The organism is Pseudomonas tremae (assembly GCF_023278125.1).
Lineage (GTDB): Bacteria > Pseudomonadota > Gammaproteobacteria > Pseudomonadales > Pseudomonadaceae > Aquipseudomonas > Aquipseudomonas tremae.
The window spans coordinates 2,800,714-2,814,545 of the sequence record NZ_CP066270.1; the positions used below are offsets into that span (position 1 = coordinate 2,800,714).

The 13,832-nt window shown below is 59.4% G+C and carries 10 protein-coding genes and 1 pseudogene; 1 reads left to right on the forward strand and 10 read right to left on the reverse strand.

What is annotated here, in order from left to right:
* Position 1: 1 nt before the first annotated feature.
* The 10 genes from I9H09_RS12755 to I9H09_RS12800 form a co-directional block, all read right to left on the reverse strand.
* Positions 2-775: an HpcH/HpaI aldolase family protein gene (locus I9H09_RS12755; RefSeq protein WP_183130826.1), complete on the reverse strand. Its 774-nt coding sequence runs from the start codon at positions 773-775 to the stop codon at positions 2-4.
* Positions 775-2,628 (reverse strand): IucA/IucC family protein, encoded by a 1,854-nt coding sequence (locus I9H09_RS12760; protein WP_122346399.1) that lies wholly within the window; start codon positions 2,626-2,628, stop codon positions 775-777. Before I9H09_RS12760 ends, I9H09_RS12755 begins: the two co-directional genes overlap by 1 nt.
* Before the next feature lie 21 nt (positions 2,629-2,649).
* Positions 2,650-4,056, reverse strand: coding sequence for a DHA2 family efflux MFS transporter permease subunit (locus tag I9H09_RS12765; protein WP_122346374.1), 1,407 nt, complete (start codon positions 4,054-4,056; stop codon positions 2,650-2,652).
* Positions 4,053-5,261, reverse strand: a complete 1,209-nt coding sequence (locus tag I9H09_RS12770) for a type III PLP-dependent enzyme (protein ID WP_122346375.1) — start codon at positions 5,259-5,261, stop codon at positions 4,053-4,055. Before I9H09_RS12770 ends, I9H09_RS12765 begins: the two co-directional genes overlap by 4 nt.
* Positions 5,254-7,044 carry an IucA/IucC family protein gene (locus I9H09_RS12775; RefSeq protein WP_122324266.1) on the reverse strand — a complete coding sequence of 597 codons (1,791 nt, stop codon included), beginning with the start codon at positions 7,042-7,044 and terminating at the stop codon, positions 5,254-5,256. Before I9H09_RS12775 ends, I9H09_RS12770 begins: the two co-directional genes overlap by 8 nt.
* Positions 7,045-7,232: 188 nt before the next feature.
* Complete coding sequence (locus I9H09_RS12780) at positions 7,233-8,609, reverse strand: diaminobutyrate--2-oxoglutarate transaminase (protein WP_122324267.1); 1,377 nt, start codon at positions 8,607-8,609, stop codon at positions 7,233-7,235.
* 321 nt (positions 8,610-8,930) lie between these two features.
* Positions 8,931-11,333 (reverse strand): TonB-dependent receptor, encoded by a 2,403-nt coding sequence (locus I9H09_RS12785; RefSeq protein ID WP_122346376.1) that lies wholly within the window; start codon positions 11,331-11,333, stop codon positions 8,931-8,933.
* Positions 11,334-11,400: 67 nt separating this feature from the next.
* Entirely contained in the window at positions 11,401-12,366 is a 966-nt protein-coding gene (locus I9H09_RS12790) for a FecR domain-containing protein (RefSeq protein ID WP_122325024.1), read from the reverse strand.
* Positions 12,363-12,872, reverse strand: coding sequence for a sigma-70 family RNA polymerase sigma factor (locus I9H09_RS12795; protein ID WP_122346377.1), 510 nt, complete (start codon positions 12,870-12,872; stop codon positions 12,363-12,365). Before I9H09_RS12795 ends, I9H09_RS12790 begins: the two co-directional genes overlap by 4 nt.
* A 255-nt stretch (positions 12,873-13,127) precedes the next feature.
* On the reverse strand, positions 13,128-13,367 hold the full coding sequence (locus I9H09_RS12800) for a hypothetical protein (RefSeq protein ID WP_183130836.1): 240 nt from the start codon (positions 13,365-13,367) through the stop codon (positions 13,128-13,130).
* Positions 13,368-13,618: 251 nt separating this feature from the next.
* On the opposite strand from I9H09_RS12800, the pseudogene I9H09_RS27185 reads away from it, so the two are divergent.
* Positions 13,619-13,789 (forward strand): annotated as a pseudogene (locus I9H09_RS27185) (response regulator transcription factor); the annotation flags it as partial.
* Positions 13,790-13,832: the final 43 nt, after the last annotated feature.

A 13,832-nucleotide genomic window follows, 5' to 3' on the forward strand; every position in this document is an offset into this window, starting at 1 on the left:
GTTATTTTCCTTCTGCTGAAATTTGGGTCAGGCGGGCCTGCAGCGCACGAAAAGCGATACCACGCTCATCCCCGAGAACAAAAGCCTTGACCCCGCGGGCTAGCCAGCGGGCGGCATCGCCGGGTTGCCGGGGAATGGTGCAATAGGCAACGCCTGCTGCCTGGGCGGCCTGCCAGGTATCGGACAAGGCTTGTTGCACATCGGGCTGATCGATCTGCCAGGGCATGCCCAGTGACTGCGACAGATCGGCCGCACCTTCGAGAATCATGTCCAGCCCCGGCACAGCGGCGATCTCGGCAGCGCGGCGCACGCCTTCAGCGCTTTCGATCATCGCCACAACCATGATTTGCTGGTTGGCGGCTTCGACGTACTGCGCCAGGCTGTGTTTGCCGAACGAGCCGGGACGCCCGGCATTCAGGCTACGGCGGCCCAGCGGGTGGTACTTGCAGGCCTTGATGGCGTCCGCCAGTTGCTCCGGGCTCTCGATCATTGGCAAAACAATGCCCTGCGCGCCGCCATCGAGCAGGCGCAGCAGGGTTTTGGGATTGAGATCGGCGACCCGTACCAGCGGCGTAAGGCCGTAGCTTTCTGCCACACGGATCATGTTTTCCACGGTTTCCGGGTTGATCAGCACGTGCTCCATGTCGATGATCACGAAGTCGAACCCGGCCTCGGCGATCAGTTCGATGGCTGCCGGCGCTGGAATCGAACTGATCAGTCCGTACACGGGTTGGCCGTTGCCGAGTTTGCTCTTGAGCGTATTGGTCCTCAGCATCATTGTGGCCTGTGCGCATGCAGCGGGTTGGGCACCGAGCGGAAACGCCGCTCGCCATCGCCCAGCAGGCGGCGCTTGGTCAGCTCTTCCACTTCATAGGTGGGCGCAAACACGTCGAACAGCGCAAAACGCTCACGGTGTTGCGGGTGCGCCTGCTGGTACTCGATGATCGCATCAGCGGTCATCTGCCAGAACACGGACTCGTCCAGCTGATATTGCTGGCGCAGGAAAATCGCCATTTCTGCCAGGCAGATGAAGAAGAAACAGTCGCAGGAAAAATCACGTACTGCATTCACGTCATCAGTGATGATGAACGAGTTGCGATTGAGCTTCGCGTGGCTTTCAGGCAACGGAACCAGTTCGGGACACAGTTCAGGGCGCCCCAGATGAGCCGGCGAATAACGTACGCCGTCATGGAAGTCCTTGAGGGCGATACGCTGCGGCCAGCCCTGCTTGACGATCAGCACGATGTTCTGGCCGTGGGACTCCATGCCGATGCCTTCGGCGTAAAGCATGTGAATGATCGGTGGCACGGTAACTTGCAACAGTTGACGGGTCCATTCCTTGAGGCCGTACTGGCTGATCCAGGCATCAATGAAAGGTGCCTGCTCGCCGACGCCATAGCGGTTTTCCACATGGCTCAGGCCATTGAACGGTACCGCCTGTTCATCGTCCTTGAGGTACTGGTGCAGGCTTTCGCGCCATATCGCGCCCAGCGTGCCGTAAGTCTGCGCCGAACGTGATTCCGGCAGGTGGCGATAGTCGTAACTGACACCCGCTACTTCGCCAAGAATCACGAAGTCCAGCGCTTTTGCAGTGTTGTCAGTGGCGATCAAGTGGTGCAGCCAGTCAGTGATGATCGGCCCGTTCAGCACTGTGTGCCGCGCCAGGATCCGTGTGCTGGAGGTGTTGGTCATGCTCATCGCCAGCTTGACGTAGGGCCGCTTTGGCTGGCTGGCGTTGGCCAGCGTGCGGATCGATTGCTGCGCTTTGTAGAGGTCGGCCGAAGTGCCCAGATAAATCAGCTCGTCGCTGGCCAGTTCCGGGAAGAAGGTCGACACCGTCGTGTTGTCCCACTGCCACGGGTGGACCGGCATCAACTGATAGTCATCGATCGATTTGCCCCGCGCAGACAGTTCATTGGCAAACTCCTGCCATTGCTTCGCCCCCAGCTCGTCGCGAATAAACGCCTGCAAATCCATACGTCGCGAATGCCCAACCGAAGCGCTCGACCTGGCAACTGCCAGCCATACCACGGCGAAAGGTGTAGCAAATTCAGGCCCGTAATTGCGGTTGTCGGCCAGGGAAAATCCGATTCGCGACTTGTAGCACGGGTGGTAGCTATGGGCGTCCATGAAATGCTGTTCCAGCGCATCCACGTCCAGCTCATGGGCGGGTCTGTCGGGGTGATAACCCTGATTGCGCGCTTGCAAGTCCTTGAGCTGGGTCTGTTCTATTTCCTGAATGAAGCGCGCCAGATGCGGGCTGCCCTTGAACGGCGCGAGCAACTCGCTTAGGGCCAGGTGCAGGTCCGGTGTCGAGCGCTGGCCTGCACTGTCGAAGCGCTCAAGACTGGCATGATCCAGACGGATCAGTTCGAAGCTGGTGCTGAGCAGGCCTCTGCAGCGGTATTCCACGCCATCACCAAGCGGGACGACGAAGCGATGTTGATGCTCGCCCAGCGGCTCGCAACGGTAAGGCAGCGCTGCTTCGTACAGCAGGGTTTGCAGCAGTTGCCCGATAACCCGGCGCTGTACTTTTTCGTAACGCGCGGTGTCGATATCGGCCAGCCAGGCGCCGGTGGCCTTCGTAGTCGGTGCGGTGTGACGTTGCAGCGGTAATGGGGTCGCCATGTTCATACCTCGAACGGAAAATTATCGGGGTTCAAGCGCGTCGGGACTGGCCTCGGCGCGCTCGTCGTTAAGGGGGAAACGCCAGGCACAGGGCAGTGCCAGCAGGATCAGTACGCCGGTGACAATGAACACTTCACTAATAGCCGACGGCGTGGCGCTCGGCCCTGCCGAGTTGAGGCGAAATTCCAGCCAGAGCGAGGCAATGACAATTGCCAGCGATGCAACAAGGCGGCGGGAGATGTTGTTCATCGCGGCGCCCTGAGTGACCATCGGTTCTGGCAATGCATTCAGCCCCGCAGTCGTCACCGGCATGTAGGAAAGCCCGAGGCCTGCGCCACGCACCATCATCAGCATGAACACTATGCCAATCGATGCATCGGCGTTGAGCATGCCCAGCGCCAGAGTCGCCAAACCTGTGAGCAGCAGACCGATCGCGACCACCGCGCGCGGGCCGTGCCGGTCCAGCGCCTTGCCGCCCCACTGCCCGAACAGGCTGGCGAACGCAGCGGTGCACAGCAAAGCCAGGCCGGTCCAGATCGGGTTGTAACCGAGTACGCTCTGGACCAGCAGTGGCAGCAGCACCAGACACTCGAACATGCCCACCGATTGCACCACAGCAACGATCACGCTCAACCGGTAGCCGCGCAGGTTGAACAGACGCAGATTGAGCAGCGGCGCTTCACGACGCAGTTCCAAGCGGACAAAAGCAACCAGGCAGCCCACGGCGACCAGCGCCATGCCCTGATTGAGTGGGTCAAGCAGCGCTTCGGTGTGGTGCATGCGGCTGATGGCGATCATCAACAGGCCAATGCCCGACGCAATCAGCAGGTAACCGATCAAATCAAACGGCTTGCGTTCGGCTGGCTCCGAGTCAGGCAGCACGCCGACGCCCATCAGCAATGCAAGCAGGCCGATGGGCACATTCATCAGGAACAGCGAGCGCCAGCTAAACCATTCCAGCAACAGGCTGCCGCACAGCGGACCGAGCGCAGGCGCAAGCATCACCGCTGCGCTCCACAGCCCGGTCACTCTGCCCCGTTCGTGCTTTTCGTAGACCGAGAAAATGATCGCCAGCGACAAGGGGATCAGCAGCCCGCTCGCTACACCCTGCACCACCCGAGCAGTGATCACCAACGCGATGGAGCTCGCCAGCGCACCCAGCAAAGAGCCACCAACGAACAGCGCCACACCCCAGAGGTAAAGGCGTTTGCGCCCGATGCGCTGACTGAGAAAGCTGGTCAGCGGCATGGTCATGCCCATACTGGTCATGAACCCGGCGACGATCCAGGTGGCCAGCAACGGGCCGATCTGAAACGCCTCCATAAAGGTCGGCAGCGCCGGGTTGAGCGAGCTGTTGCTAAGGCTGACCGTCAGGGTACCGAACAGTACGTTGATCACCACCCAGCTGCGGGGGACGTTCAGACTCATTTGCTGACCCGTTCGCCGTTACGCACGAAGTGCTGTAGCGGTCGTGGATGGCAGAGAAAGCCGGCGTGCGAGATGTTGTAGCCATAGGCACCCGCCATCGGCAGGACCAGCAGGTCGCCGATATTCACGTTCTTGAGGGGCTGGCGTCTGCTGAGCACATCCTTGGGCGTACACAACTGGCCGACGACGGTGTACGCCTGTTCGGACGGCGCCGCTGTCGGTGGCACGCTCGGTAAATGAATGACTGGATGATCGTGGCCTTGCGCGACCGGCAGACGAAACTGGTGAGTACCGCCCCGGCATACCAGAAAATGCTCGCCGTGGCTGGTTTTGCTGTCCAGCACCTCAATAACGTAGTAGCCGCAGTAGGCGCTGATGAAGCGTCCCGGCTCGAAACGCAGGATCGGCGCGTCGCTGTGCTCGGCCAGACGTTTTTCCAGGTAGCGACACAGGCGGTGCCAGTCGAACTGCTGACTGTTCAGGTAATCGACGCCAATGCCGCCACCGACGTTGAAATGGGTCAACTGATCAGGGTAGCGGGCCAGAGCCTTCCAGGTCTGCCAGCGCTGCAGGTAGAAGTCCAGCAACTGCTCGTGGCGTTCGACCGACATCTGATGTGACATTGCGTGTACATGAAAGCCTTTGAGCGTCAGGTGCGAGGCACTGTCCACAAGGCTTACGGCCTGGGCCAGGTCCGCCTCGTCGATACCGAACGGGGTTGCTGTACCGGCCATCGCCAGCTTGCTCGATTGCTCTGCCGGCAGGTGTGGATTGATGCGGATGAACACCGGCTGCACGCGACCTGTCTCTTCAGCCAGATGTTGCAGACGCTGGATTTCGTTGAGGCTTTCAAGGTGAACGGCCTCAACCTTGTTGAGCAGCGCCGAACGCAGGTCCGAATCGAGTTTGCCAGGGCCGGAAAACACGTAGGGCTTGCGCGTCGGGCAAGCCATGACCCGCTCGATCTCGCCCCCTGAGGAAATCTCGAAACCGCTGACCAGCGGCGCCAGGGTTTCCAGCATCAACGCTTCGCTGTTGGCCTTGATCGCGTAATACAACTCCACGCCAGCGGGTAACGCCGCCATGACCTCGCGGACATGCTGCTGCAGCGCGTCCAGATCGTAAATGAACGTGGCCAATGGGTCGCTTTCGAGCCCTCGGACTTCGTGGATGGCGGCCAGCACGGTTTCCGGCAATTTATACATAGCGAGCCTCCTTGTCCTTGCCCCACGGTGACGCAAGGCGCACGTAATTGGCCTCGCGATCAGCCTTGGCGGCCAGACGGACCTTGAGGTTGGTCTTGCAGGCAATCGACTGCCCCGCGATCAGTGCGTCCAGCTCTGGCGCAGGCAGCACCAACTCGTCACGGATGCTTTGTAACTGCTGTTCGACTTTGTGCCACATCAGCGGCGCCAGATGTGGTCGCTCCCAGCTCAGGGCCAGTACGGCTTCCGACAGGTTGTTGATCAGCAGGCAATACGTGATGCGATTCCAGCCTTGTTCGCGGGTATAGAGCAACGATTGGCGAATGCGTGGGTGCAGGCCGACCTGAATCGCCTTGATGCCCAGTTCGTCGGTCAGCTTGACGCCTTCGAAGTCACGCAACAGCAACTGCTGCGGCTGGCCGTTATCGTGAATCAGTACTGCGTTCTGCAGATGCGGCTCCATTACCACGCCATGATTGAAGAACAACGCCATGACCGGGCGCAGCAACAGCGCCTGATAGGCGTCGAACCAGTTCAGCAGATGCTCGTCCTCAAGTTCGCCGCCGTTGAACGTCTGGAGAAAGTCATGCATCAGCGGGCGTGAGCGCAAATCGCGCGCAAACAGCGTGCCTGCCATGACGCTGCAATCAGCTCCGGAGCGACGGCAGAAATTCTCCCGCAGGATCGCGCCGGTCTGCTCTCGAAACCAGTGGCCGTCAGTCTCGCTAGCCCCTTTTGGCGCCCAGCTCATCGAACCGGGCTCGGCGACGGTAGACAGTCCGCCCAGCGTATCCGGGCAGGTCTGCTGCAGGCGCTGAAACAAATCGTCGATGATCAGCGTGCTTTCCAGCTCGTACCAGGCGTTCTTCCTGACACAGTTGGTAATGCGCACATTCAGCGACCCCTTGATGAAGTAGTCGTGGCCCTCGATGTACCAGGTGCGCATGGATGCAGTCGGGCTGGCCAGCAAGCCGCTGGCGCCAAGATCCGAGATATCTCCCAGTTCGAGCAAACGCTGCACGCGACGGTCCTGCATGAACAGCTGCGCCTGCACCGGATGCATGCAGATCAACGCATGGCCGGGCCGGGCCCCTGACTGATCGGCAAAGCCTGCCATGACCTGCGCTTCACTGAGGCCATTGGCGGTGATCCGCAGCCCCTCCAGCGGGACTTCAAACAGGTGCAGCGCGGTCTGCGCCTGGAATTCCGGCGCGTAGGTTTCCTGTGCCAGGTGTGCAGGCCAGAGCCTGGCCTTGGGCGCCGGATGGTTAGGGTGGCCGAACCACAAGCCCTGCTCGCTGGCCAGATAGCCGCTCAATGGCGCCGGGTGCTGCCCCGTCATGTTGTGCGCCACGATGGCAGCGGTCAGGTGCTGGCTTTGCAGGACCTGGTCCAGCAGCTCATCATTGCTGGCCCGGGTCATGTGCTCGCAGGCGCTGAGCAATTGCTGGACGAATTCGGCAAAAGCCAGGCAGCGCCAGGTGCTGTTGCCGTTCCGGGCGTAGACGTCGGAAAGGTAGCGATGACTGCCCAGACGGTCGCGGCGGTCAACCAGCACGAAGAACTGCTGTTGGTTGGGCAGGCTGATGGTGAGCGGAATGCCTTTCCATTGGCCGCCGTCGACGAAACTGCCTGGGGCAATACCCTGCATGCCCTCGGGCCACGTGTAATGAAGGCAGTTCTCGGGCAGTGCAAACTCCTTGATCAGGCAGTTGAGTAATGCACGAGTGGTTGCCAGCTCGCTCACCATGTTTGATAAAACGGTGCGATCGGTATTAGTCATGTCTGCTCCACAGTTGCTTTCGCTGACTGTTTAAGTGACCTTGTAACTGGGTTGACGCCGCAACAAGTGACGGGGTGTCGATAATCGGACACTCGGACAATTTGTCGATAGAGACTGGCAGGTCGGCATGGCGACCATTGCGAGTCAATGAAGTAAGCACGATGAGTTTCCGCGGCCGAAAGTTGTCTTTATTTACGCAACTGAGACAGTGCAGCCTTCAGGGCTTCTTCAAAGCGCTGGATCACCAGTTGGCATTGCTCTTCGGTAATAATCAGCGGCGGCAATAACCGGATTACATTGCCATTCCGACCTCCGCGTTCAAGCAGCAACCCCTGTTTGAAACAGTGCTGCTGGATGACCACCGCCAATTCCGGGTCCATCGGGAAACTGCCGAGACGATCGGCCGGTTTCCGCTCGTCGACAATTTCGATGCCCAACATCAGCCCGCGTCCCCGCACCTGACCCATGGCCGGGTAGCGTTGCTGCAAAATACCCAGTTGCTCCTTGAGCCATTGACCGCGCTTTGCGGCCTGAGCCGGCAGGTTTTGCCGTTGCATCACCTCAAGTGTGGCAAGGCCGGTGGCCATCGCCATCTGATTGCCACGGAAGGTGCCTGCATGATTGCCCGGTGCCCAGGCATCGAACTCGCGTTTGAAACCGAGAACTGCCAGCGGCAAACCACCACCGACCGCCTTGGACATGACGATGACGTCGGGTTCGATTCCCGCGTGCTCGAAGGCAAACATCTTGCCGGTGCGACCAAAGCCTGCCTGTACCTCATCGAGAATCAGCAGAATGCCGTGCTTGCGGGTCACCTCGCGAATCTGTTGCAGCCACGCGGCTGGGGCTGGATTGACACCACCCTCGCCCTGCACGGCCTCAAGAATCACGGCTGCAGGCAGCGACACGCCGCTCTCGACGTCTTCGATGAATTGCGTGAAGTAATAACTCAGTGCCTCCGCACCTGCCTCCCCGCCAATGCCCAGCGGGCAGCGGTATTCATGCGGGTACGGCAGAAACTGCACGCCAGGCATCAGGTTGGCGACCGCATTTTTCGGCGCTGTGTTACCCGTCAGCGCCAAGGCACCGTGGGTCATGCCGTGGTATGCGCCGGAAAAGCTGATGATGTTGTGCCGCCCGGTGGCGGTTTTGGCCAGTTTGATGGCCGCTTCGACAGCATCGGCACCGGACGGTCCGCAGAATTGCAGGCAGTAATCGCGACCTTGCCCCGGCAACAGGCCCAGCAGGGTTTCACTGAAGGCGTCCTTGACTGCTGTGGTCAGGTCCAGTGTGTGCATCGGCATGCCCGAGGTCAGGAAGCTGTCCAGACTGGCCATTATCGCTTCATGGTTGTGACCCAGCGCCAGTGTTCCAGCGCCAGCCAGGCAGTCGAGATAGGTGGTACCTTCTACATCGGTGACCCATACGCCATGTGCCTTGGCGATCGCCAGCGGCAACTTTCGCGGGTAACTTCTTACATTGGATTCAAACTTGCTTTGCCTGTCCAGATAATTGGCATTGGTTTTCTGCGACGTAGTAGAGTGCAATAAGCCATCATTCAACATCTGTTAACCCTCGCTAAATTCTGGATGCAAATTATTATCATTTCCGAAAAAGTGCAACCCGTTGTTTCGAAAAAAAGATGAAATTTAAATGAACATGGCAACGTGTTTTTTAACAAATAGCCGGGCACGCAAATACACCGATATTCATGTCGGTATAATTCAAAATGCCAGCATCAAATCAGCTGTCTTTTATAAGGCATTTATCTATTAAAAGAAGCCAATGGAATAACAGCAACGCTGTAAGGCTTTATTAATTGATCCTGTCACCCGGCCAGTCTAGTGTTTGTCCGGTACGGCCCTTCCCTGGGCCATTTGCTGCAATCAGAAGCCGATGGTCGCCGAGAGCAAGTAGGTTCTCGGCGTCGACAGCGTGAGGCCCGGCTCGCTGTCATCCGACGCTCCGGCCGAACTCCAGTAGTATTTGTTCATTACGTTCTCGACGTTGGCCCGCAGCGTGATGTCCTTCTGATCGACTTTGAAGGCATACCGTGCGCCTACGTCGAAACGTTCGGAAGAATCGATGCTTTTGCTGTTGGCCTGGTCCAGGTATTGCGAACTGGTGTAGATACCCCGTCCGGTCAGGGTCAGGCCCTGAACGCTCGGCACGTCCCATTCCGCACCCAGATTCACGTTGTACTCCGGGGTGGCCGGCGCACGGTTGCCATCAAACGTGCCGTTGACGGTATTGGTCAGCTCGCTGTCGATGTACATCACGCCGCCCAGCAGGCGGAAGCCCTTGAGCGGTTCGCCGAACATGGTCAGCTCGACACCGTCGTTGCGGCGCTTGCCATTCGGGCCAAAGACCGACGACCTGGAGTTGGTCTCGTAAGCAGGCTGCTTGATACGGAACACCGCAGCGGTGAAGGCGAACGACCCCAGGTCATACTTGGCCCCGACTTCGACCTGACGGCTGACGAATGGCGGGAATATCTGGTCCTCGTTAATGGAGGTCGAAGGAGCGATCTTGCCCTGGCTCAGGCCTTCCATGTAGTTGGCGTACACCGACAGGTCGTCGGTGACCTTGTACAGAATGCCGCCGGATGGCGAGACCTTTTCCTCGTCGTAAGCAGTGTCACCTTTCACGCCGTTGGTCCAGTCGTCGACCTTGACGCGCTGCCAACGCGCTCCGAGGGTCAGCAAGAGTCGGTCCTCAAAAAAGCCCAGCGTATCGGTCAATGCCACACCGCTGAACCGGTTTTCGGTATAGACCTTATCGTCCAGGCGTGTCGGATTGGCGGGCGTCGGGGTGTCGACCGGGTCATACAGATTGCTGGGTGAGGCTGCATAACGGGCGCCACCATTTTCGAAGTCCATATAGAAATAGCTGGCCGCCAGGTTCACTTCGTGACTTATCGGCCCGGTATTGAACCAGTTGCGCACTCCGGCGTTAGCCGTGCGTACGTTTTCGTCACGGGTGAAGTCGCGCGGCTGGACGCTGAAATCGCCCGCATCATTGGTAACCGATACTGCATGGCGAAGAAACTCGTGGTTACTTTTTCGAGCCCCTACGCCGCCATACAGCATGACCGAATCGCTGACATCATATTCGGCATTGATCGCGCCAAAAGTATCCCTGGTACGTGCCTTGCTCCATGACTGCGCGTAGTTGTCGCGTACGTCATTAGCATTGGGCACCTTGGCGTTGGCGCCGACCTGCACACGCTCCTGCGGGGCATCGGTATCGCGCTCGGTGTGACCGATGTCCGTTGACAGTCGCAACCGCTCGCCACGGAAGTCCAGACCCAGCACAGCCATGTCGCGATCGACGCTCTGGTGATCCCATTCCGTATCGCCAGACTGCTTCACGCCATTGAAACGAATGCCGAACTTGTCGTCTTCACCGAAGCGCCGGCCCACGTCCACCGCTGCACCCGCCTGCCCTTTGGAAGCATAACTGGTGGTAATTTCGGTAATGGGCTTGTCCGTCGCGCGCTTGGGAACCACGTTGATACCGCCACCGACACTGCCACGCGGAGAGATGCCATTGATCATCTGGCTAGGCCCCTTGAGGATGTCTACCCGGTCGGCCATTTCCATGTCGATGGTGTAGGTCGGCAGGATGCCGTACAGCCCGTTGTAGGAAACGTCACTGTTGAACAGGCTGAAGCCGCGAATGGTGAACTGTTCGTAACGCCCGCCTGCCGGGTTGGTGGAACGCACCGACGGGTCGCTGGCGATGAGGTCGCCCAAGGTACGGGCCTGCTGGTTTTTCACCGCCTCCCTGGTGTAGGTGGTCATGCTGAACGGCGTTTCCATGAAGTCCCTGGAACCGAGCATCCCTTGCGAGCCTTTGCGCGCAACCTGGCCGCCGGCATAGTCCTGACCGTCCGTGGAGCCGGTGTCGCCCACAATCGAAGTGGGTGCGAGCTGCAGGCCAGCCCCCTGCGGCGCCGGAATCAGTGTGTATGCCTGCTCGCCGACCGGCACCAGTTGCAGGCCGGAACCTTGCAGCAGGCGCGCAAAACCTTCTTCAACGGCGAAGTCGCCGCTCAAACCGGCACTGTTGCGGCCGTTCACCAGTGCAGGGTCTACCGACAGATTGACCCCGGCCTGGCCGGCGAAACGGGTCAGCGCGGCACTCAGGCTACCTGCAGGGACTTCATAGGCGCGCTTGCCGGACGACTCCGCCCAACTTGCCGAAATGAACAATGGGCTGGAACTCAATGTCAGCAACAGGCTGAAATGCAACAGCGGACGCAAACGGTAGGGAGAAACTGCGGACATGGAAGGAAGCTCTCATATTTGTTCACTTACCTGAAATGACAGGCGAGACGAAAAAAAGGGACAGGCTTCACGCATTATTTTTTATAGGAATGTTTTTTCGAGGCACCAGCGTGACCCAATAGCGGGTCCGCATCTGGACGTCCACCGGCAAGCTGGCGGCCAGCAGTGAAAGTACCCGGTCAGTGTCGTCAACCCTGAAACTGCCGGTCACTCGCAAGGTTTCAAGCGCCGGTTCCCAGCGCAGCAAGCCGGGCCGATAACGACCAAGCTCACGCAGGAAGTCGCCCAACGACTGATTTTGAGCGCTCAGTACACCGTCGCGCCAGCCAGGCAACATGGCATCGAAAGCACTGACAGGCCCTGCTCCGTTTTGCTGCAGGTTCAGCTGTTGCCGGGCGCGCAAAGTCAGTGAAGGCCCCTGTGCGGGATGTATCTGTACAGCACCGCTGACAACTGACACCTGGCAGTCGTTCTCGTTGAGCCGTATGCAGACTTCGCTCTGACTGACAACGATACGCCCGTAAGGCCCCTCGACAGTCAATGCTGCCCTGCCCGGCACCTTGAGTGACATTTCTCCACGCACCAGCTTGAGTTGCCGGCCAGTCAGATCGACATTTACTGCGCTGTCAGTGTTCAACTGCAACATACTGCCGTCAGCCAGCGATATGCGTTTGTGCTCACCAATCGAGGTTTGCAGGTCGGCGCGCCATACATCCAGCGGCAACTGTCGCCCCAGCAACCAGACCGCCGGAACCAGCGTGACGGCGCCCAGCGCTCTTTTCAGGGCTGCTCGCCGCGCCTTGTCAGGCCGATCGAGCGTCGCCATGGCCACATGACTGGGCAGTCCCGAAAAACGTTGCCTGAGCTGTTGCGCCTTTTGCCAGGCGCGTTCGTTGCTGGTCGAGCTGTCGCGCCAGTGCTGCAACATAGCGTGATCTGCTTCGTTGGCGCCGCCGGACTCCAGCAGGGCCAGCCATTGGGCTGCCCGGCGTACGACCTCGCGTTCTTCGTTCGAAGGCGCGGAGCGAATCACCAGTCCACCAGCAGACAGTGCTCGTAGGCTTGCGCCATGTAGCGTTTGACAGTGCGTTCGGACACCTGCAGGCGCTCGGCAATTTCGCGGTACCCCAGGCCTTCGAGCTGACTCCAGAGAAATGCACGACGTACCACGGCCGGCAGGCCATCGAGCAGCTCGTCCAGCGCCTGAAGGGTTTCGAGCAGCAGCCAGCGCTGCTCGGGAGACGGCACGCTTTCTTCAGGCAATTGCGCCAGAGCCTCCAGGTACGCCTGCTCAAGACTGCGTCGGGTGTAGAAGTTGCTTAGCAGGCGTCTGCCCACGGTCAGCAAATAAGCGCGCGGCTCCTGCATGTCGGCGATCTGCTGCGAGCTGGACAGCACGCGCAGGAACGTATCCTGACTCAGGTCCGCAGCATCCCAGGCATTGCCCATGCGTTTACGCAGCCAGCTTTCGAGCCAGCCATGATGGTCGCGGTACAGAGAATGCAGGGTTTGCGGAGACAGGGTCGCTGTGTCAATCATGACAAGAGCCTTGAGCGTTGAGTGCGCCAAATGAGACTGATTCTAATTAATGTTATATCCCGAGTCCATGCTCTTTTTTGCAGAATGCCCATTGCCGTTGCGGAAAACAGGCGTCATTGGACCGCAAGGCGTTGATTCGCGGCGTGTAAGAGCGATCTTTTGAGCCAAAGAAAGATATGCCGCAGGCCCCTGCCGAGCTGATACTGGACACCTATCGGGTAGCCAGAATACGTTTCCAGTTATTACCATAATCAGTTACAGGAGCACCGGCATGAACCAGCCTGCGCAGCTCACAACCCCTACAGCGTCTTCCGTTCCGGCGCTGGCCGAACTGCTTGATGCTACGCTGAAGGCCTGTGCAAAGTGTTGCTCGGCGGCATTGAACTCGGTCAGCAAATGCCTGCGCTCTTCGGCGTCAAGAATCGACAGGTTGTTCAGCGTCAGTGGCCAGTTCTGCTCAAGCGTGTGTACGAGGGGTTCCCGGGTGGTTTGCATCCAGCACGCAACACTTCGAATACAGCGATGATCCGGCCTTTTACAGGCGACTGGCCCGCCTGGTGTCCTCCACCGGCTGTGCGACCTTCGCCGGTCAGATGCTCAAGAGCCTTTCCGACATGCTGCTGCCGCTGCTCGGGCAACATGCGCAGAGCCTTGCGCAGCAGGCAAGCCTGCAATACACCGGGAGCGAGACCGAGGCAGGTTCTCTGGATCCGGTTTTCAGCATCAAGCTGGCGCAGGAAGCCGTGACACTTTCGGCACGGGAACAGGAGGTTTGCATAGGGTTGCTGACAGGCGGCACAGTGTCCCAGATGGCTCAGCGACTGAAGGTCAAGAACAGCTCGGTGGAGACCTACCTAAAGCGCGCCACCGCCAAACTGGGTGTCAGCGGCAGGCACGGCCTTGCCCGGTGGATAGCTGAACGTTTAAAGGTACGCCAAGGGTCCAGGGAGGCCCGCAAAG

Bases quoted from the DNA above. Each gene is read 5' to 3' on its own strand.
- I9H09_RS12755 (WP_183130826.1), bottom strand. From the start codon at position 775: ATGCTGAGGACCAATACGCTCAAGAGCAAACTCGGCAACGGCCAACCC.
- I9H09_RS12760 (WP_122346399.1), bottom strand. From the start codon at position 2,628: ATGGCGACCCCATTACCGCTGCAACGTCACACCGCACCGACTACGAAG.
- I9H09_RS12765 (WP_122346374.1), bottom strand. From the start codon at position 4,056: ATGAGTCTGAACGTCCCCCGCAGCTGGGTGGTGATCAACGTACTGTTC.
- I9H09_RS12770 (WP_122346375.1), bottom strand. From the start codon at position 5,261: ATGTATAAATTGCCGGAAACCGTGCTGGCCGCCATCCACGAAGTCCGA.
- I9H09_RS12775 (WP_122324266.1), bottom strand. From the start codon at position 7,044: ATGACTAATACCGATCGCACCGTTTTATCAAACATGGTGAGCGAGCTG.
- I9H09_RS12780 (WP_122324267.1), bottom strand. From the start codon at position 8,609: ATGTTGAATGATGGCTTATTGCACTCTACTACGTCGCAGAAAACCAAT.
- I9H09_RS12785 (WP_122346376.1), bottom strand. From the start codon at position 11,333: ATGTCCGCAGTTTCTCCCTACCGTTTGCGTCCGCTGTTGCATTTCAGC.
- I9H09_RS12795 (WP_122346377.1), bottom strand. From the start codon at position 12,872: ATGATTGACACAGCGACCCTGTCTCCGCAAACCCTGCATTCTCTGTAC.
- I9H09_RS12800 (WP_183130836.1), bottom strand. From the start codon at position 13,367: ATGCAAACCACCCGGGAACCCCTCGTACACACGCTTGAGCAGAACTGG.